At 70.2% G+C, this 18,722-nt stretch carries 19 protein-coding genes; 13 read left to right on the top strand and 6 right to left on the bottom strand.

Annotated features, from left to right (window positions below):
* The first annotated feature begins 160 nt into the window (after positions 1-160).
* Positions 161-2,017, top strand: coding sequence for a BTAD domain-containing putative transcriptional regulator (locus OG788_RS08090; protein WP_406369771.1), 1,857 nt, complete (start codon positions 161-163; stop codon positions 2,015-2,017).
* A 99-nt stretch (positions 2,018-2,116) separates the two neighbouring features.
* Here OG788_RS08090 and OG788_RS08085 read toward each other — a convergent pair whose 3' ends face one another.
* The 3 genes from OG788_RS08085 to OG788_RS08075 form a co-directional block, all read right to left on the bottom strand.
* On the bottom strand, positions 2,117-2,278 hold the full coding sequence (locus OG788_RS08085) for a hypothetical protein (RefSeq protein WP_406369769.1): 162 nt from the start codon (positions 2,276-2,278) through the stop codon (positions 2,117-2,119).
* Positions 2,279-2,702: 424 nt separating this feature from the next.
* Positions 2,703-5,708, bottom strand: a complete 3,006-nt coding sequence (locus OG788_RS08080; protein ID WP_406376704.1) for a BTAD domain-containing putative transcriptional regulator — start codon at positions 5,706-5,708, stop codon at positions 2,703-2,705.
* A gap of 342 nt (positions 5,709-6,050) precedes the next feature.
* On the bottom strand, positions 6,051-6,437 hold the full coding sequence (locus OG788_RS08075; RefSeq protein WP_351542202.1) for a VOC family protein: 387 nt from the start codon (positions 6,435-6,437) through the stop codon (positions 6,051-6,053).
* Between the two features lie 70 nt (positions 6,438-6,507).
* Between OG788_RS08075 and OG788_RS08070 the strand changes: the two genes are divergently transcribed.
* Complete coding sequence (locus tag OG788_RS08070) at positions 6,508-7,056, top strand: N-acetyltransferase (protein WP_356750276.1); 549 nt, start codon at positions 6,508-6,510, stop codon at positions 7,054-7,056.
* Between the two features lie 195 nt (positions 7,057-7,251).
* Here the strand turns inward: OG788_RS08070 and OG788_RS08065 are convergent, their stop codons facing one another.
* A complete protein-coding gene (locus tag OG788_RS08065) occupies positions 7,252-7,935 on the bottom strand; it encodes a glycerophosphodiester phosphodiesterase family protein (RefSeq protein WP_351542204.1) in 684 nt (227 codons plus the stop codon).
* Between the two features lie 332 nt (positions 7,936-8,267).
* Between OG788_RS08065 and OG788_RS08060 the strand changes: the two genes are divergently transcribed.
* The 7 genes from OG788_RS08060 (at position 8,268) to OG788_RS08030 (ending at position 13,999) form a co-directional block, all read left to right on the top strand.
* Entirely contained in the window at positions 8,268-8,729 is a 462-nt protein-coding gene (locus OG788_RS08060) for a hypothetical protein (RefSeq protein ID WP_406369766.1), read from the top strand.
* A complete protein-coding gene (locus OG788_RS08055) occupies positions 8,632-9,270 on the top strand; it encodes an alpha/beta hydrolase (RefSeq protein ID WP_406369764.1) in 639 nt (212 codons plus the stop codon). The genes OG788_RS08060 and OG788_RS08055 overlap by 98 nt, the downstream gene beginning before the upstream one ends.
* 81 nt (positions 9,271-9,351) lie before the next feature.
* On the top strand, positions 9,352-10,749 hold the full coding sequence (locus tag OG788_RS08050) for a DUF6421 family protein (RefSeq protein ID WP_406369762.1): 1,398 nt from the start codon (positions 9,352-9,354) through the stop codon (positions 10,747-10,749).
* Positions 10,750-10,790: 41 nt separating this feature from the next.
* Complete coding sequence (locus OG788_RS08045) at positions 10,791-11,546, top strand: SDR family NAD(P)-dependent oxidoreductase (RefSeq protein WP_351542207.1); 756 nt, start codon at positions 10,791-10,793, stop codon at positions 11,544-11,546.
* Positions 11,543-12,616 carry a low specificity L-threonine aldolase gene (locus tag OG788_RS08040; protein ID WP_351542287.1) on the top strand — a complete coding sequence of 358 codons (1,074 nt, stop codon included), beginning with the start codon at positions 11,543-11,545 and terminating at the stop codon, positions 12,614-12,616. The genes OG788_RS08045 and OG788_RS08040 overlap by 4 nt, the downstream gene beginning before the upstream one ends.
* 104 nt (positions 12,617-12,720) lie before the next feature.
* On the top strand, positions 12,721-13,293 hold the full coding sequence (locus OG788_RS08035) for a transglutaminase domain-containing protein (RefSeq protein ID WP_406369761.1): 573 nt from the start codon (positions 12,721-12,723) through the stop codon (positions 13,291-13,293).
* A gap of 13 nt (positions 13,294-13,306) precedes the next feature.
* On the top strand, positions 13,307-13,999 hold the full coding sequence (locus tag OG788_RS08030) for a phenylalanine--tRNA ligase beta subunit-related protein (RefSeq protein WP_351542209.1): 693 nt from the start codon (positions 13,307-13,309) through the stop codon (positions 13,997-13,999).
* 35 nt (positions 14,000-14,034) lie between these two features.
* Here OG788_RS08030 and OG788_RS08025 read toward each other — a convergent pair whose 3' ends face one another.
* Both OG788_RS08025 and OG788_RS08020 read right to left on the bottom strand, forming a co-directional pair.
* Positions 14,035-14,763 carry a lysophospholipid acyltransferase family protein gene (locus tag OG788_RS08025; RefSeq protein ID WP_351542210.1) on the bottom strand — a complete coding sequence of 243 codons (729 nt, stop codon included), beginning with the start codon at positions 14,761-14,763 and terminating at the stop codon, positions 14,035-14,037.
* A 186-nt stretch (positions 14,764-14,949) separates the two neighbouring features.
* Entirely contained in the window at positions 14,950-15,366 is a 417-nt protein-coding gene (locus OG788_RS08020; protein WP_351542211.1) for a DUF4395 domain-containing protein, read from the bottom strand.
* 75 nt (positions 15,367-15,441) lie between these two features.
* Between OG788_RS08020 and OG788_RS08015 the strand changes: the two genes are divergently transcribed.
* From OG788_RS08015 to OG788_RS08000, 4 genes are all read left to right on the top strand, one after another.
* A complete protein-coding gene (locus OG788_RS08015; RefSeq protein WP_351542212.1) occupies positions 15,442-15,855 on the top strand; it encodes a thioredoxin family protein in 414 nt (137 codons plus the stop codon).
* Positions 15,856-16,097: 242 nt separating this feature from the next.
* Positions 16,098-16,607, top strand: a complete 510-nt coding sequence (locus OG788_RS08010; protein WP_406369759.1) for a flavin reductase family protein — start codon at positions 16,098-16,100, stop codon at positions 16,605-16,607.
* 218 nt (positions 16,608-16,825) lie between these two features.
* Positions 16,826-17,611: an electron transfer flavoprotein subunit beta/FixA family protein gene (locus tag OG788_RS08005; protein ID WP_351542214.1), complete on the top strand. Its 786-nt coding sequence runs from the start codon at positions 16,826-16,828 to the stop codon at positions 17,609-17,611.
* A gap of 96 nt (positions 17,612-17,707) precedes the next feature.
* Positions 17,708-18,670 (top strand): electron transfer flavoprotein subunit alpha/FixB family protein, encoded by a 963-nt coding sequence (locus tag OG788_RS08000; RefSeq protein WP_351542215.1) that lies wholly within the window; start codon positions 17,708-17,710, stop codon positions 18,668-18,670.
* Positions 18,671-18,722: the final 52 nt, after the last annotated feature.

Below are 18,722 nucleotides of genomic sequence, written 5' to 3'. Positions count from 1 at the left end.
GAGGCGGGCGCTGTCGGTCTCCTCCGCCGTGATCGAACGGACAGGTTCTGGCACAAGGCGCCGCCAAGCCAAAGAAGGCGACGGATAACGCAGGAATAACGGTCCTCCATAGCTTCTCCACCGAGTCAAGTTCCGCACATGTCAGAACGGGGGGTGCCGAATGGACTTCCAAGTCCTCGGCCCGGTGGAAGCCCGCAAGGGTGGCGTAAGAATCGCACTGTCCGGATCCAAGGTGCACACGGTCCTCGCGAGCCTGCTGCTCGCCCGGGGACGCGTCGTCTCCGACGATCGACTGAGTTCCATGCTGTGGGGGTGGGAGCCGCCCGCCACGGCCGGAGCGCAGATCTACACCTACATGTCGCGCCTGCGCAAACTGCTCGGCGCCGACGTCGAGATCGACCGGCGCCCGCCGGGTTACGTCCTGCGGGCGCCGCACAGCACGATCGACCTCCTGGAGTTCGAGCAGCTCGACCGGGAGGGACGCACGGCTCTCGGCCGCGGCCGCCATCGTGAGGCCAGCACCCAGCTGAGCCGGGCGCTCGGCCTGTGGCGCGGCGCCGCGCTCGGCAACGTGACGGAGTACCTGGCGGGCGCCGAACTGGCCCGCCTCGAAGAACTGCGTCTGCACGCCCTGGAGAGCCGGGTCGAAGCCGACCTGGAGCTCGGCCGGCACGAGCAGCTCACCGCCGAACTCACCGGCCTGGTCGCCGAGTTCCCGCTGCGGGAGAAGCTGCGCGCCCAGCTGATGACGGCCTTCTTCCGCTGCGGCCAGCAGGCCGACGCGCTGCACACGTACCACGAGGGCCGCAAGGTGCTGGACGAGCAGCTGGGCATCGAGCCCGGTGAGGCCCTCGGCGCCACCTATCAGGCCGTCCTCGTCGGCAGCCTCGGTGCCAGGAGCCGGAACGTCACCCCGCTCCGGCCCACCGTCTCCGCCGCGTACGCCGACGGGGACGGCGGCGACCTCTACGGGCCGAGCCCTGCCACCCTTCCTCCGGACATCGAGGACTTCATCGGGCGGGAGGAGGAACTGGCCGCTCTGTGCGGGCAGTTGGCCGAGTCGCGCAAGGGCGGCGGACCGCGTGCCCTGTTGGTGACCGGCATGGCCGGCGTCGGCAAGACGGCGCTCGCGGTACGGGCCGCGCATCGCAGCGCCGGACACTTCCCCGACGGTCAGCTCTTCGCCGAACTCGCCCACTCCGACGGCCGCCCCAAGCGGTTGGAGGAGGTCCTGACGGTCCTTCTCAACGCTCTCGGGGCGCCGGTGGAGGGCACGGGGCGCGGCGCCGGGATCGACGAACTGATCCGCCGCTACCGGACCCGTACGGCGGGCAGGCGCCTGCTCGTGGTCCTCGACGGCGCCGTGGACAGCCGGGAACTGGACCTGCTGCTGCCGGGGTCGGCCGCGGCCGCCGTCCTCATCACGGGGCGGGCGAGGCTGACCAGAGTGACCCAGGCGAGGACCACCGTCCTCACCCCCTTCGAGCCTGACACCTCGTACGAGCTGCTGGCGGCCGGCGTCGGCCGGCGAAGGCTGCTCGCCGAACCCGAGGCCACGAACGCGGTTCTCGCCTACTGCGCGGGGCTGCCGCTCGCGGTGCGCATCGCGGGCAGCCGGCTGGCCGCCAGGTCGCACTGGCCGGTCTCCTGGCTGGCGTCGCGGCTCGCGGAGCCCGAGCATCGGCTGCGCGAACTCTCGTACGGAGGGCTGGAGTTACGTCGCTCACTGCTTCCCTCCTTGCGGCAGCTGCCCGGACCGGCCGGGCGCACGCTCGTCCGCCTCGCGGGGATCGGCACGGAGCCCTTCCCCGCCCAGCGGGCCGCCCGCCATCTGGCCGAGCCGGAGTCCGCGGCCGAGGAGAGTCTGGAACACCTGGTGGACGCCGCGCTGCTCGACATCTGCGGAGTCGACCGTCTGGGCCGGCCGCTGTACCGCTTCCACGAGCTGGTCCTGCTCTTCGCGGAGTCTCTTGCGAGTGCACATTGCGAACGGGAGAGGTCCGCCGCGGCGAGCTGATGACAGCGTTGCCCACGGTTCGAGATAGGGCCTGAATCGGGCCGACACAGGTCCGGCTCCGCCGATGCGGGGCCGGACCGGTCTGTCGGCGGTGGCTGCTCAGTGCCAGTCCTCTTCGTCGAGGCCGACGACCGTCGAACTGGCCGGACCGGCGGCGGTCGTGGTGGCACCGGCTAGGGGTCCCGCCGCACCGAGCGCGCAGAGCGCGATGATCCAGACCGTGACTATCTGCCTCGCGGCCGTGCTCCAGTCGTGCTGCATGGCGACTCTCCATTCGTCGGTGGTGGCGGGTGCGCCGGGTGACGGTGTTCAACACCCGCGCCCTCGTTCGCAATCGAAACTACGGGCGCCGGGCTTCGGCCCCCTATCGATCCGCTTTCGTCCCGCACCTCACCGACCCCCGGCGCACCGGAAACCCGCCGCGACCGCCCTCCGGTTCGGCACCGACAACCATCCGCCGGCCCACCATCCGTTGCCGGGTTGCCGGGTTGCCGGGTTGCGGGTTGCCCCACTGGCCCACGACCCGCCGGCCCCCGACCCGCGCGGGGCCGCGCCCGAATCCCGTTCCGGGAGCACCCGACGGTCCCGCTCGTGCCGTACCGCACGGACGAGGGGACGAGCCCGGGCCGGCTCCGGGGAGCGAGGCGGACGCCGGTCGGGGTCCCGCTGCGGGGCGAACCGCGCCTCAGCGTCGGCGGGTCGGCGTCGTGGCCGCGGTGCGTGTCGCGCCTCCGCGGTCCTGGGAGTCGCCCGACGACGCCCGAGCCGGAGGCTGCGACGAAGCGCTCTCCGGACGCAGCGCGTCGAGGGCACCGTCGACCCGTTCCAGCCAGGACTTCACATCGATCCGGGCGAAGCAGTCCCGGGCCTCCGTCAGATGGCGCAGGGCGCGGGCCCGGTGACCGCACTTGGCGCAGGCCTCGCCCAAAACCAGCTTGATCCTCCCCTCCACCAGCGGATTACTGACCTGCTCCGCCGCGTCGAGGGCCTGCGTCAGCGTCGTCCGGGCCTGCTCCCAGCGGCCCGCCCCGAGCCGGACCTCGCCGAGCGCGAGGAGCCCGTGCGCGAGCCCCAGGGTGTCGGAGTTGTCCTGCACGATCCGGACCATGCGCAACAGGGCCTCCTCCGCCCGGACGAAGCGCCCCTGGGCGAGCAGCACCCGGCCCAGCCGGTGGGTGGCGAGCGCGAGACTGCGTGAGCAGCCCTCCCCGATGACCTCGGCGACCCGGACGGACTCCCGGGCCAGCTCGGCCGCACGGCCGACGGAGCCGCGGTCGAGCTCGATCTGCGCCATGTTGTTGAGCACATGGGCCTCCGAGGAGAGGTCGCCCACCGCACGGAACACCTCGAGGGCCTCCGTGCTGCGGCTCATCGCTCTCCTCAGCTCGCCGCGCATCTCGTCGATCATCGCCATGCTGCGCAGCACCAGCGCCCGGCCGTGCCGCTCCCCGGCCCGGGTGTGCAGGGCCAGTGCGGCGGCGAAGTTCTCCTCGGCCTCCGGGAAACGCCGCAACCGCATCTCCAGAGCGCCCAGAATGTGCAGCATCGCGCCCTGCCCCCGGACGTTCCCGGCGGCCCGCGTCGCGACCAGGGCGTTCTCCGCGCAGGCGCGCCAGTCGTCGGTGTGGTCCCGGGTCTCGAAGAGCACCACCGTGGACATGGCGAGATCCCAGGCCAGTTCGTCCAGGCCCAGCTCCGCCGCCTGTTCCACCACGGCGGACAGGGTGAGCCGTTCCGCCTCCAGCCACTCCAGGGGCCGGTTCGCGAGATCGGCGGTCACGTCGGCGGGCAGCGGACGGCGGACGGCGGTGCCGTGGATGATGCTGAAGTCACCGCCGTAGAAGCGCCGGTGGGCCTGGTCGGCCAGGGACAGCGCACCGCTGAAGACCCGTTCGCGCGCGGCCTGCCGCTGCGGCTCGGACTCCTTGTCGTGGGCACGCTCGTGGGCGTACAGCCTGAGCAGGTTCTGGAAGCGGTACCGCGGCCGGCCCGTCGCGTCGGTGCCGGCGACATCCAAGAACTGCGCGTCGACCAGCTGCTCCAGGAGACGCTCCGCCGTCGCGGAATCCGTGTCGAGGGCCGCGGCGCCGAGCCACGGAGCGAAGTCGGGTATCTCCAGCAGGCCGAGCAGCCGGTAGAGCCGGGCGGCCTCGTCACTCAGGCAGCGATAGCTCAGCGCGAAACCTGCTCTGACCTGTGACTCGCCCTCGCTCAGCTCGTCCAGCCTGCGCCGCTCGTCACTGAGCAGCGCGACGAGCCGCGCCACGGTCCAGTGCGGTTTGGCGGCGAGCCGGGCTCCGGCGATCCTCAGGGCGAGCGGCAGCCGGTCGCAGAGCTCGGCGACCCGGGCGACGGACGCGGGGTCGTCCGCGACACGCCGTTCGCCGACGATCCGCCCGAGCAGCTCGACCGCCTCGGGTTCGGTCAGCCGGCCCAGCTGCACCCGGCAACGCGGTGGCCAGGCCACGAGCTCGGCGAGCTGCTCCCGGCTGGTGATCAGCACGCAGCAGCCGGGGCTGCTGGGCAGCAGCGGCACGATGTGCGGGTAGGAGTGCACATTGTCGAGGACCACGAGGACCCGCCGCTCGGCCAGGATGCTGCGGTACAGCGCGGCCCGCTCCTCGAGGCCGACGGGTATGCGGTCGGCGGGCGCCCCGAGCGCGCGCAGGAACCGGCCGAGAACCTCACCGACCGGGGTGGGTTCGTGGTTCTCGTCGTAGCCGCGCAGATCGGCGAAGAGATGGCCGTCGGGGAAGTGCTCGGCGACGCTGTGCGCCCAGTGCACGGCCAGGCAGGTCTTGCCCAGACCGCCGACTCCGGTGATGAGACCGGCCGTCGGCCCCCGTACTTCCTCCGTGCGATCCAGCAGAGCGTCCAGCAGGGTCATTTCCTCCGTGCGACCGGTGAACCCCGCGACGTCCGGCGGTAGTTCGAACGGCTTGGCCTGCGCGTCGCGTGGCCGCTCGTGCTCCGGGGCCGCCTGCTCCCGGTCGCGCGCGGCGGGCACGAGGTCGTCGTGCAGGATCGCGTCGTGCAACTCGCGTAGAGCCGGGCCGGGTTCGAGCCCGAGTTCACTGACGAACAGCCGCCTCCCTAATCGGAACGTCTCCAGTGCCTCGGCACGACGGCCGGAACGATACTGCGCGGTGATCAGGTGGTGCCGGGTGCGCTCCCGCATGGGGTGCGCGCGGACCGTGGCGGCCAGTTCCGGAATGACTCTCTGGTGATGGCCGAGTTCCAGCTCGACGGCGATCGCGTCGTCATAGGTGTTGAGACGCAACTCCTCCAGTCGCCGCGCCTCGTCCTCCACCGCCGCTCCGGTCACCCCCGCGAGCGCGGGGCCGTGCCACAGACGCAGCGCGTCGGAGTAGTGCCGGGCGGCGTCGGCGAGCCGCTTCTCCTGGACGGCGTGTTCGGCCCGGGAGACGAGCGCCGAGAATTCGAGGTTGTCGAGCTGATGACCGCCGACACGCAGTAGATATCCCGGATGCGCGGTGACGATGACTTCCCCGGTGATTCCAGCTTTCCTGATTGATTTGCGCAAGGCGGCTATGCAAATCGAAACCTGCGTGCGCGCCGTGGCGGGCGGCTGGTCTCCCCAGACCGCGTCGACCAGTTTGTCTACAGATACGGTCCTCTCCGGATTGAGCAACAAGAGTGCCAGAATGGTGCGATGGCGCGGCCCGCCCACCTTCACCTGTACATCGTGTGCGAGTACGCCCAGCGGACCGAGAATCTTGAAGCGCAACGGCTTCTCCACTTGCCCTCCCCTGCTTCGAAGTCCCTGTCGAAGCTCGCGGGTGCCCCGTGACGGGCCATGGTTGATCCATTCTATGCACCCGGGGATGTGGAATTGTTAATTCCAGAGGAAGGGCCGGATTTGGTTGTTTCTGAATACGCGTCAGTAGGGTTGATGTTGAGTAAAGGATTCTGTTTGCGGATCAATAACCCGGGCGAAAGTTATTTCCTGAACAAGTCTCAGCTTCTTCCGGCGGAGTTCGGTTCTATCGGCCGCCCTTCTTGGCCGGCCCCTTCACGGCCGGTGCCGCAAGGGGTGATCGGCCGGGATCTCGACGAGCACGATTTCGGTTCCGTCCGGGTCCGCGATCCACATCTCGATCAGCCCCCACGGCTCCCGCACCGGCCCGCGTACGACCTCGACACCGGCGGCCGTCAGCTCCTCGTGGGCCACTGTCAGGTCCGCGACCTGGAGCCACAGCTTCAGCGCGGGGGAGGGCGGCGTCTCGGACCGGCCGGCGACTTCCAGGAAACCGCCGCCGAGGAAGTACACGGTCCCCCGCTCGGGCCCCGTACCGAACTCGCGGTAGATGTCCAGGCCGAGCTGCCCGCCGTAGAAGGCGCGCGAGCGCTCCGGGTCGGTCGGGCGCAGAAGGGTCCGGCTGCTCAGTACATGCACCATGCACCCGGAGCCTAGAGGAGGGTTACGCTCGGGCGTGCCCAGCCGCGCCACTGAATGGAGAACCGCTTCCATGGAAACCGCCGCCGCCACCGGACTGACCTTCCGCGACGCCACCGACAGCGATGTGGACGCCCTGGTCGCGCTGATCGACTCGGCGTACCGAGGTGACTCCAGCCGGGTCGGCTGGACCACGGAGGCGGACATCCTTCAGGGTCAGCGGACCGACGCCGAGGCGGTGCTCGTCGTCGTGAAGGCGCCCGACAGCAGGCTGCTGATCGTGGAGCGGGACGGCGCGCTCGTCGCCTGCTGCCAGCTGGAGCATCGCGGCGACCACGCCTACTTCGGCATGTTCGCGGTCAGTCCCGCACTCCAGGGCGGCGGGCTCGGCAAGGTGATCATCACCGAGGCGGAGCGGACGGTCCGAGAGACGTGGGGCGTCACCGAGATGCACATGACCGTGATCTCCGTGCGCGAGGACCTCATCGCCTGGTACGAGCGGCGCGGCTACCGCCGTACGGGACAGATGACGCCCTTCCCGTACGGCGACGAGCGCTTCGGCATCCCGCAGCGGGACGACCTGCGCTTCGAGCTGCTGGTCAAGCCGCTCGCCCAGGTCTGATCCGGGCGGCCGCGGCGGAGGCCGTCCGGGGAGGTCGGGCATCCCGCCCCCGACGAGGCTCGCGATCACGCGTGACCCCGGCTGCCCTCGGCCCGACCGCCGGCCACCGACCGCGGCCGGCGGTCGAGCCGTTCGGGCCGCTCGGGCCGTCCCGCCCGAGCGGCCCTCGTGGTGCCGCCGCTCGCCTCGTCCCCGTCAGGCCGTGAAGCGGCCGGTGCGCTTGATCTCGGGGTAGTCGGTCGTGGCGCCGTCCAGCTCCAGGGCGCGCACCAGCCGGAGCTGGTCCTGGGTGTTCACCACCCAGCCGATGATCCGAAGGTCTGCCTTGCGGGCCGCCTCGACGACCTCCAGGCTCAGCCTGCGGATGTTGAGACAGACGGTCGCGGCACCGACCTCCACGGCACGGTCCACGACATCGATGCCGTAACGGCTGGCGATCAGCGCGGTACGGACACCCGGCACCAGCCGGGCGATCTCGTCGACCGCCTCGTCGTGGAACGACGACACCTCGACCCGTCCGACCAGGTCGCGCCGCTGCATCACCTCGGCGAGGGCCCTGGCCGCCGCGACATCCTTGATCTCGGCCTGCAACGGCGTCCTGACGGCTTCCAGCACCTCTTCGAAGACGGGGACACGCTCACCGCGCCCCGCGTCCAGCGTCCGCAGCTCCGCGAGCGTCTTGTCGACGATCGGCCCCGAGCCGTCGGTCGTACGGTCCACGTCGAAGTCGTGCATGACGACGAGTGCGCCGTCCTTGCTCAGATGCAGATCGAGTTCGATCAGGTCGAGGCCCGCGTTCTGGGCGGCGACGAAGGAACGGAGGGTGTTCTCGGGCTCTACACCCATCACTCCGCGATGACCGATGGTGAGGAAGTTCAAGATTCGACTCGCTTCCGTCGACGGCGGCTCGGCTCGCGCGTGGTTCCGACGGGGGCGTCCACGCGGCAAGGCCGCAGCCTAATGGCCTGACTGTGCGATGTACCCGTTCCTACGCGGGTCAATGGGAGTGTCGGGCTCACTCGGGGCACGGGGGGTGTCGGACGGGACGGAACGGGGGAGACATGCCCCGCGCCGCCGGACGGGCCGTTCCGGCGCGTTCGCCGAGTCCCTCCGCCCGCCCCGAAGCCGAGTCCGTCGGTCCTTCGGGAAGACGAGTCCGTCCGTCCACCCGGAAGACGAGTCCCTCCGTCCGTCCCGGAAGAGGTGCCGCGATGCCGACCGAACCCGCGCCCGACGTCCTCGCGCTCATCGACGCCATCAAGGCCCACTTCCCGGACATCGGCGGCACCGTGACCGAAGCGGCGGAGGCCCGCCGCATCCTCGCCGCCGCACCCGCTTGGCCCTTCGAGCCGCCGGCGGTCGGCTCGGTCGAGGACCGGGCGATACCCGGACCCGAGGGAGCGCCGGACATCCCCGTACGTGTCTATCTGCCCTCCCCGGCGCCGGCGACCGGAGCCGGACCCGTGTCCCCCCGCCCCACCGTGGTCTTCTTCCACGGAGGCGGCTGGGTCATCGGCGGTCTCGACACGCACGACCCGGTCGCGCGCCCTGTGCCGGGACGCCGGTGCGGCCGTCGTGTCGGTCGGCTACCGGCTCGCCCCGGAGGCACGCTTTCCCGCGGCCGTCGACGACGCGTACGCCGCGCTGTGCTGGGCCGCCGAACACGTCGGTGAACTGGGCGCGGATCACGGCGCGTTGGTCGTCGCCGGCGACAGCGCGGGCGGCAACCTCGCGGCCGTCGCCGCGCTCGTCGCCCGCGACCGGGGCGGCCCGGCGCTCGCGCTCCAGGTGCTCCTCTACCCGGCGACGGACGCGCGGCCGGGAGCGGCCGCGCCCTCCACGGACGGCTCCGCGTACTTCCTCACGGCGACGCACGGCCGCTGGTTCGCCGAGCAGTACTTCGGTCCCGACGGCGACCGCGCGCACCCGTACGCCTCGCCCCTCGTGGCCGATCCGCAGGGTCTGCCGCCCGCCCATGTCGTGACCGCGGGCTTCGATCCCCTCTGTGACGAGGGCCACGCGTACGCCGTCAGGCTGAGGGAAGCCGGAGTACGGGTCACGGAGATCCACTACCCGGGCATGTTCCACGGATTCTTCGGCTTCCCCGAGCTTCTCGCCGACGCCCGTGCCGCCCGGGCGGCTGTGGCGGATGTCATTGTCTCGACGGTGTCTGGCAGGAAAAAGAGCGGTGAAGGTGGGGGGTGCGCAGGATAATCTCCCGGGTTCCCACTTGCGGGAAGGATCCTCGCAAACATACGGTGTCCATACGCGAGGTTTTCCTGTGGAGGATGGGACATGACGGAAGTTCTTGTGCAAGTGGGTACGGAGGAGCGGGTTCCTCCCGTGGCCAGGGTGGTGGAGCACCCGGCATGGCCCGTGCTCAAGGCTGCCGTGGAGGAGATCCGGCCGTGGCAGTCCAAGGACGGCTCCGTCGACTTCGAGGGTGACGCCGCCCCCGACGCCTCCGACATCGATCTGGCCGTGCGCCGGGTGATAGACGCGATCGAGCAGCTCTCCCCGCTGGTACCTCACGACGTGGCCTACCACGAAGCGCTCGTGAAGGACCTGCGCGGCTGGGCCGACGGCGGCTTCAAGGTGCCCGACTTCCTCGACTCGCTGCTGGCCTTCCAGCCCGCCGCGCACCGTGAGGACGGCCTCCAGCACCTGGTCGTCTTCCCGATGTACACGCAGAACGGCAATCTGGACCGCAATTTCGAAGCGGTCGTGCTGCGCATGGTGTGGCCCGAATGGCTGGCCGATCTGGAGCGCACCCGCTACGACAATCCGCTGTTCTGCGGCATCACTTTCGAGGACTTCACCGCGGGTTACGACACCAATTCGGCCGTTCTCTTCCCGGAGACGATCGCGGTCCGCGAGGCGCCCGAGCGCTTCTCCTGGGGCGGCATCTTCTGCGACCGCGAGGCCGCCCGCTTCCGTGCCGTCACCGACGCCGCCGTGGACATCCTCGGTCTCGAGCTGCCCGAGGACATCGCCGCCATGGTCCACGACCAGGAGCGCTGCGAGCAGGCCTTCGTGCTCTGGGACATGGTCCACGACCGCACGCACAGCCACGGTGACCTGCCGTTCGACCCGTTCATGATCAAGCAGCGCCAGCCGTTCTGGATGTACGGCCTGGAGGAGCTGCGCTGCGACCTCACCGCCTTCAAGGAGGCCGTGAAGCTGGAGTCCGAGGGCAACGAGCACGGCCGCGACGTGCAGTACGCCGTGCTCTTCGACCGGATGTTCCGCTTCCCCGTCACCGGCGACCGCGTCCGCAACTACGACGGTCTCGGCGGCCAGCTCCTCTTCGCCTACCTGCACAAGCACGACGTCGTCCGCTGGACCGACAACAAGCTGCACATCGACTGGCAGCGCGCCCCGCAGGTCACCAACCAGCTGTGCTCCGAGATCGAGGACCTGTACCGGGCGGGCATCGACCGGCCCAAGCTCGTCCACTGGTTCAAGGCGTACGAGCTCGTCTCCACCTACCTCGCACCGCACCCGGGCTCCCGCTGGGCCAAGGGTCCGGACGCCCTGGACCTGTCCCAGCCGCCGCGCAAGCTCGTCGACGACGTGCTTCCGGACGAGTTTCCCCTGAGCATGTTCTATGAGGCGCTCTCCAAGAAGCTGAAGAACGTGATCGCCTCCACCAAGGGCATCACCGCGGCCGACTCCGAGCGGATCGCCGCGTGACCGACCGCGGTACCGAGAACATTGCTCAGGAGGCGAAGACCATGGGGAACGGGGCTCTCAGCGGTGCGGTGATCGCGGTGGCGGGTGCGGGTGGACCCGCCGGCCGGGCGGCACTGCTCAGGCTCGCCGAGGCGGGCGCGACCGTCATCGGCGCGGACAACGACGCGGAGCGGCTGGCGGAGGCCGTGGACGCGGCCCGCTACGCCCACGGCGGTTCCACCGTCGTAGGCGACACAGTCGACCTGCTGGACCTCCAGTCGACCCGCGACTGGGCCGCGCGCATCCAGAAGGACTTCGGCCGGGTGGACGGCCTCGTCCACCTCGTCGGCGGCTGGCGCGGCAGCGAGACCTTCACCAAGACGGTTCTCGACGACTGGGACCTGCTGGAACTGCTGCTGATCCGCACGGTGCAGCACACCACGCTCGCCTTCCACGAGGCGCTGCAGAGCAGCGAGCGGGGCCGGTACGTCCTGATCAGCGCGGCCGGCGCGAGCAACCCCACCGCGGGGAACGCCGCCTACTCCGCGGCGAAGGCCGCCGCCGAGGCGTGGACGCTGGCCATGGCGGACTACTTCCGCAAGGCCGGGAACGCCGAGGGCGCGGAGGGCCCGACGTCCGCCGCTGCCATCCTGGTGGTGAAGGCGTTGGTGCACGACGCGATGCGCGCCGAGCGACCGAACGCGAAGTTCGCGGGTTTCACGGACGTCAAGGAACTGGCCGAGTCCATCGTCGACGTCTGGGACCGGCCCGCCGGTGAAGTGAACGGAAAGCGTCTGTGGCTGACCGAGAAGCCGTGAATCCCCCGAAGACCGACGCCCGGCGTCATCACGACCCAGCCGTCCGCGGCTTCGCCAGCGACAACTACGCGGGGACCCACCCCGAGGTGCTCGCCGCCCTGGCCCTGGCCAACGGCGGGCACCAGGTCGCGTACGGCGAGGACGCCTACACGGAGAACCTCCAGAGGATCATCCGGAGTCATTTCGGCGCGACCGCGGAGGCCTTCCCGGTCTTCAACGGCACCGGTGCGAACGTGGTCGCGCTCCAGGCGGTCACCGACCGCTGGGGCGCGGTGATCTGCGCGGAGAGCGCGCACATCAACGTCGACGAGGGCGGCGCTCCCGAGCGCATGGGCGGCCTCAAGCTGCTCACGGTGCCCACGCCCGACGGCAAGCTCACGCCCGACCTCATCGACCGGCAGGCGTTCGGCTGGGACGACGAGCACCGCGCGATGCCGCAGGTCGTGTCGATCACCCAGAGCACCGAACTCGGTACGCTCTACACCCCCGGCGAGATCCGCGCGATCTGCGACCACGCCCACGCGCACGGCATGAAGGTGCATCTGGACGGGTCCCGGATATCCAACGCGGCCGCCTCCCTGGACGTCCCGATGCGGACGTTCACCAACGCGGTCGGCGTCGACATCCTGTCGCTGGGCGGCACCAAGAACGGCGCCCTGTTCGGCGAGGCGGTCGTCGTCCTCAACCAGGACGCCGTCAGCCACATGAAGCATCTGCGCAAGCTGTCGATGCAGCTCGCTTCCAAGATGCGCTTCGTCTCGGTGCAGTTGGAGGCGCTGCTCGCCAAGGACCTGTGGCTGCGCAACGCCCGGCACGCCAACGAGATGGCGCAGCGCCTGGCCGAGGGTGTCCGCGCCGTGCACGGGGTGGAGATCCTCTATCCGGTCCAGGCCAACGCGGTCTTCGCCCGGCTGCCGCACGACGTGAGCGAGCGGCTGCAGAAGCGCTTCCGCTTCTACTTCTGGGACGAGACCGCCGGCGACGTCCGCTGGATGTGCTCCTTCGACACGACCGAGGACGACGTCGACGGGTTCGTGGCCGCGCTCAAGGAGGAGATGGCCCAGCGGTAGGCGGGGCACTCCGAGCACGCGCGCACGACGCAGCGATGCATAGATATGCGGTCACCTGAAAAGTCATTGACTCTCGGGTGATCGCATTCCTATGCTCTACGGGTATGGAGCTGATCCAGGAAACCAGCGACCTGTCCGCGTACTTGGCCGCCGACGAGGTTGTCGACCATCATCATCCGCTGGTCCGCGAGACCGCCGCACGGCTCGCGGAGGGGGCTGCGGACTCGTATGCCTATGCGCGCTCGGCGTTCGAGTACGTGCGTGACGCCATCCCGCACTCGCATGACTCCGGTGATCTGCGCGTCACCTGGCGTGCCTCCGACGTGCTGGAGCGGCGTACCGGCATCTGTTACGCCAAGGCCCATGCCCTGGCCGCGCTCCTGCGGGCCGAGGACATCCCGACCGCTTTCTGCTACCAGAAGTTCGACGAGGTGCACGGACTCGTCGCCGTGCGCTTCCGCGGCGCCTGGCACCGGCAGGACCCCCGTGGCAACAAGCCCGGCGTGAATGCCCAATTCTCCCTCGACGGCGAGCGGCTGGCCTTCGCACCCGACCCAAAGTCCAATGAGTTGGACTACCCGGTGTTGTACGCTGAACCTCACCCGGCCGTGCTCAGCGCCCTGAAGGTCGCCCCCGACCGGCTGTCCCTGTGGCGGACGCTCCCCACCGCACTCTGAGGCGAGGCAGACGATGACTCTCACGCTCACCGTGTCCGACGAGGTGCGCGTCCTCGCGCCCGGATTCACCCACGTCGCCGTCGAGGCGGACGGACTGGTCAACGGGCCCAGTACCGAGGGGACTTCGGCGCTGCTGGACGACGCGGCCCGGCGGCTGTCCGGACGACTGGCCGGGCGGGCTCCGCACGAGGACCCGCACATGGCGGCCTGGCGGGAGATCTACACGGCGTTCGGCTCCAAGCCGTCGCGCACCCGCAACTCCGCCGAGGCGCTGGCCAAGCGGGCACTCTCGGGGGCGGGTCTGCCGCGGATCAACGTCCTCGTGGACGTCTACAACGCGATCAGCGTGGCCCACCTGATCCCGGTCGGCGGCGAGGACACCGATCACATCCGGGGTGCGATGCGTCTGGTGCGCGCCACCGGCGACGAGGACTTCGTGACCGTCTCCGGCGGTGAAGAGGTCGTCGAACACCCCGACGCGGGCGAAGTCGTGTGGCGCGACGACACCGGCGTCACCTGTCGCCGCTGGAATTGGCGCCAGGGACCGCGCACCCGGCTCACGGAGGAATCCACCGCGGCGGTCTTCCTGCTGGAGAGCCTGGCTCCGATGCCGGTCGCCGACGTCGAGGCCGCGGGCGCCGAACTCGCCGAGCTGCTCCAGAAGTTCAGCCCCGGGGCGCGGATCACCGTCCACGCCCCGGAATGACGGCTCGGCGCGCCGGGCGCGCCGTTCGAGAAGGTTCAGCGCTTCTCGGCCGCGCGCACCTCTTCGGGGGTCGGCGCGGTGCCACCCAGGTGGGCGGGCATCCACCAGGTGTCGTCCGGCCCCTTGGGGCGTACGGGATAGGCGCGCTGTGCCGCTTCGAGCAGTTCCTGGACCCGCTCGCGCAGCCGCCGTGTGATGGCCCCGGCGTACTGGTCCTGCGGGGCCTCCACCGGCTCGCCGACCCGGATGGTGATCGGGGTGTGGCTGCGCTTGAAGTTGCGCGGGTGGCCCTTGGTCCACAGCCGCTGGGTGCCCCACAGGGCCACGGGGATGAGCGGGACGCCGGCCTCCTGGGCCATGCGCGCGGCGCCGGACTTGAAGCTCTTCAGGGTGAAGGACTGCGAGATGGTCGCTTCGGGGAAGACGCCGACGATCTCACCGGAACGCAGCGAGTCCAGCGCGTGCTGGTAGGCGGTCTCGCCCTGCTGACGGTCCACGGGGATGTGCTTCATGCCCCGCATCAACGGACCGGAGATCTTGTGCCGGAAGACGGATTCCTTCGCCATGAAACGCACCAGGCGCTTCTGCGGAAGGGCCGCCAGGCCGTCGAAGATGAAGTCCAGATAGCTGATGTGGTTACTGACCAGCACGGCGCCGCCCGAGCGCGGAATGTTCTCCGACCCCTTGCAGTCGATCTTGAGGTCCCACGCCTTGAAGAGCGTTTGGGCGAGGCCGACGACGGGACGGTAGACAAGCTCTGCCATGGACGGGGTGGACCCTTCTCTCTGCCTGGGAAGGGGGCTCCCGGCGGGAAAGTTACGCAGCCGTAGGTTTACGGCATTGCGCAGATCGTGCCCGAAGAACGGACGGGAGGCCAGCCCCGGTGCCCCGGAACGGCGAGATCCTCGTCACGTCGTCCCCTTGATCCACCTCGGAGTTTTAACCCGCCTTTACTCGGCGCGTACCGTTACGCGACGCACGAACAGGTACATCTCACACCCGAGGCAGTACCCGAACGCCGCATTGAGAAACGCCGCGGCGAGCGCGCACCCGGTTGCCGCCGACCCCAGCCACTGCGGGCCCACGGTCCAGCCGATCAGCGCCACCACCGCGAAGGCGAGCCCGACCGTCTGCGCGAACCGCGGCGGCTGCGGCGGCTCGAACTCCGTCGGCGGCCCGAGCCGTGGCCGCACGGCCTTCTTGAAGATCCAGCCGTAGGGCGAGCGCGTCACGCCGCCCGCCGCGCCCAGCGCGAACGCCAGCGTCTGCCACGCCAGCAGCCAGACGCTCCCGGTGATCAGCGTCACCGCCAGCACGACCGTCGTCACCGCCGCACCGAACCGCGGCCCTCTCGCATCGATGTCCATGAATCAAGCATTCCGTATGAAGGGCTCAGCGCGGACCCGGGAATCTTTGCGGTCTCATGAATGCTTGTGCATGTGATGAACGGACTTGTGGTGTGCGTGGTGGTGCTCGCGGCGGCGAGCGTCTACGGAGTGCTGCACCGGTGGCGGAGCGGGAGGGTCGGAGTGCGCGGGCGCGACGGCGGAAAGCGGCTCGGTGCGGCGGAACTCGGGGAGGGGCTCGGTCAAAAGGCCACGCTCGTGCAGTTCTCCAGCGCCTTCTGCGCCCCCTGCCGGGCGACCCGGCGGGTGCTCGGCGAGGTGGCGGGCATGGTCCCCGGCGTGTCCCATGTGGAGATCGATGCCGAGGACCACCTGGACCTCGTACGCGATCTCGGCATCCTCAAGACGCCCACCGTGCTCGTGCTCGACGCGGACGGGTGGATCGTGCGGCGGGCCACGGGCCAGCCGCGCAAGGCGGATGTCATCGCCGCGCTCGGAGAGGCCGTGTGACCTGTGACGATCATGGTGAGGGATCTCCCATCTGCTGGTACGCCCTTGACTGCGCCCGTCGCCTCTCGTCAGCCTGACCGTATGCCCCCGGAACTCCTTCTCCCCGAGCCCGTCCAGGCGGACCCGGCCCGCACCGCGAGTGCGCGCTGTCCGGGCTGTTGAGCAGCCAAGGACCCCTCCCCGCACTCGGCGCCGCCCACGCGGGGGGACGCCCACGCCGGCCCTCGCAGAAGGACATCTCCATGACGGCCACGCCCCGCCTCGGTACTCCTCGGCCCGCCTCCCCTGATCTGCTGCGATCCGCGTTCCGGCGGCACGCCGCCGGTGTCGCCGTGATCACCGCTTCCGGCGCCCGCGGTCCCGTCGGGTTCACCGCCACCTCGCTCACCTCGGTCTCGGCCGAACCCCCGGTCGTCTCGTTCGGCATCGGCACCGGTGCCTCCAGCTGGCCCGCCATATCGGAGGCCGACCATGTCGGCGTCCACGTGCTCGGCGAACACCAGCGGGAACTGGCCGCCACCTTCGCCCGCAGCGGCGCCGACCGGTTCGGCTCGCCCACCCGTTGGAGCAACGGGCCCGAGGGAGTTCCCGTGCTCGACGACGTCCTTGCCTGGCTGGTGTGCCGTGTCGTGGCGCGGGTGCCGGCAGGGGATCACCGCATCGTCCTGGCGGAGGTCGTGCAGGGCGATCCGACAGGCGCGGGCAGTCCGCTCCTGTACCACCAGGGGCGTTTCAACGGCCTGCGCGACTGAAGAGGCGGCCGGGGCTACTCGCCGGTTCTACTCGCCGGTTACGCAGAGTTGCGAAGGTCACAGTCCAAAGCGCTTGCTTAGTGGGCGTCCAGTGGGTGTACTGGCGAGTAATATTTCGGTCGGAGCGCGGGCCGCCCCGACCGGGATCGGCCGCTTCAGGCGCCTATGCTGCCTGAAAGAAGGCAGCCCAGAAATGACGATGCAGTAGGAGAGCCGGCGTGAGCTTGAGGATCGTTGTCACTGTGAAGTACGTGCCCGACGCCACTGGCGACCGGCACTTCGCCGATGACCTGACCGTCGACCGTGACGACGTGGACGGTCTGCTGTCCGAACTCGACGAGTACGCCGTCGAGCAGGCGCTGCAGATCGCCGATGACGCGGACGACGCAGAGATCACCGTGCTGACCGTCGGCCCCGAGGACGCCAAGGACGCCCTGCGCAAGGCGCTGTCCATGGGCGCCGACAAGGCCATCCACGTCGAGGACGACGACCTGCACGGCACCGACGCCATCGGCACCTCCCTGGTGCTGGCCAAGGCGATCGAGAAGGCCGGCTACGACCTGGTCATCTCCGGCATGGCGTCCACGGACGGCACGGCGGGCATCGTCCCGGCCCTGCTGGCCGAGCGTCTGGGTGTCCCGCAGGTCACGCTGCTCTCCGAGGTCTCCGTCGAGGACGGCGTGGTCAAGGGCCGTCGCGACGGCGACAGCGCCTCCGAGCAGCTGGAGGCCTCCCTGCCCGCGGTCGTGTCGGTGACCGACCAGTCGGGTGAGGCGCGTTACCCGTCCTTCAAGGGCATCATGGCCGCCAAGAAGAAGCCGGTTCAGTCCTGGGACCTGTCCGACCTGGAGATTGAGGCGGACGAGGTCGGCCTCGAGGGTGCCTGGACCAAGGTCGACTCCGCCACCCAGCGTCCGGCGCGCACCGCAGGCACGATCGTCAAGGACGAGGGCGAGGGCGGCAAGCAGCTCGCCGAGTTCCTCGCGGGCCAGAAGTTCATCTAGTCGCCGAGGGTCCGGGGCTCGCCTCCGGACCGTCGCAGCGGCCAAGGCCCACCCCGCTCATCGCCCTCAGACTTCGCAATCCGCAGGAGCATTCCCATGGCTGAAGTTCTTGTCTACGTCGACCACGTGGACGGTGCCGTCCGCAAGCCCACCCTGGAGCTGCTGACGCTGGCCCGCCGCATCGGCGAGCCCGTCGCCGTCGCGCTGGGCTCCGGTGCCGAGAACACCGCCGCCGCGCTCGCCGAGCACGGCGCGGTGAAGGTCCTCACGCACGACGCCGCCGAGTACGCCGACTACCTCGTCGTGCCGAAGGTGGACGCGCTCCAGGCCGCGTACGACGCCGTCTCCCCGGCCGCCGTGCTCGTCCCGTCCTCCGCCGAGGGCAAGGAGATCGCGGCCCGCCTCGCGATCCGTATCGGCTCGGGCATCATCACCGACGCCACCGACCTGGAGGCCGGTGACGAGGGTCCGGTGGCCACGCAGTCCGCGTTCGCCGCCTCCTTCACCACCAAGTCCCGCATCGCCAAGGGCACCCCGGTCATCACGGTCAAGCCGAACTCGGCCGCCGTGGAGGCCGCGCCGGCCGCCGGCGCCGTCGAGGCCCTCGCGGTCTCCTTCTCCGAGAAGGCCACCGGCACCAAGGTCACCGCCCGCACCCCGCGCGAGTCGACCGGCCGCCCCGAGCTGACCGAGGCCGCGATCGTCGTCTCCGGCGGCCGTGGCGTCAACGGCGCCGAGAACTTCTCGATCATCGAGGGTCTCGCCGACTCGCTCGGTGCCGCGGTGGGTGCCTCGCGCGCCGCGGTCGACGCCGGCTGGTACCCGCACACCAACCAGGTCGGCCAGACCGGCAAGTCCGTCTCGCCGCAGCTCTACATCGCCTCCGGCATCTCCGGCGCCATCCAGCACCGCGCCGGCATGCAGACGTCGAAGACGATCGTGGCGATCAACAAGGACGCCGAGGCGCCGATCTTCGACCTGGTCGACTACGGCGTGGTCGGCGACCTCTTCGACGTCGTCCCGCAGCTCACCGAGGAGATCAAGACCCGCAAGGGCTGATCGCTCAGTGCCGTACGAGGCCCCCGTGACCGCGCGCCGGTCACGGGGGCCT

Source organism: Streptomyces sp. NBC_00647 (assembly GCF_045207245.1).
Classification (GTDB): Bacteria; Actinomycetota; Actinomycetes; order Streptomycetales; family Streptomycetaceae; genus Streptomyces.
The sequence above is the reverse complement of the archived record's forward strand: the minus strand, read 5'-3'. Positions and strand labels throughout refer to the sequence as shown.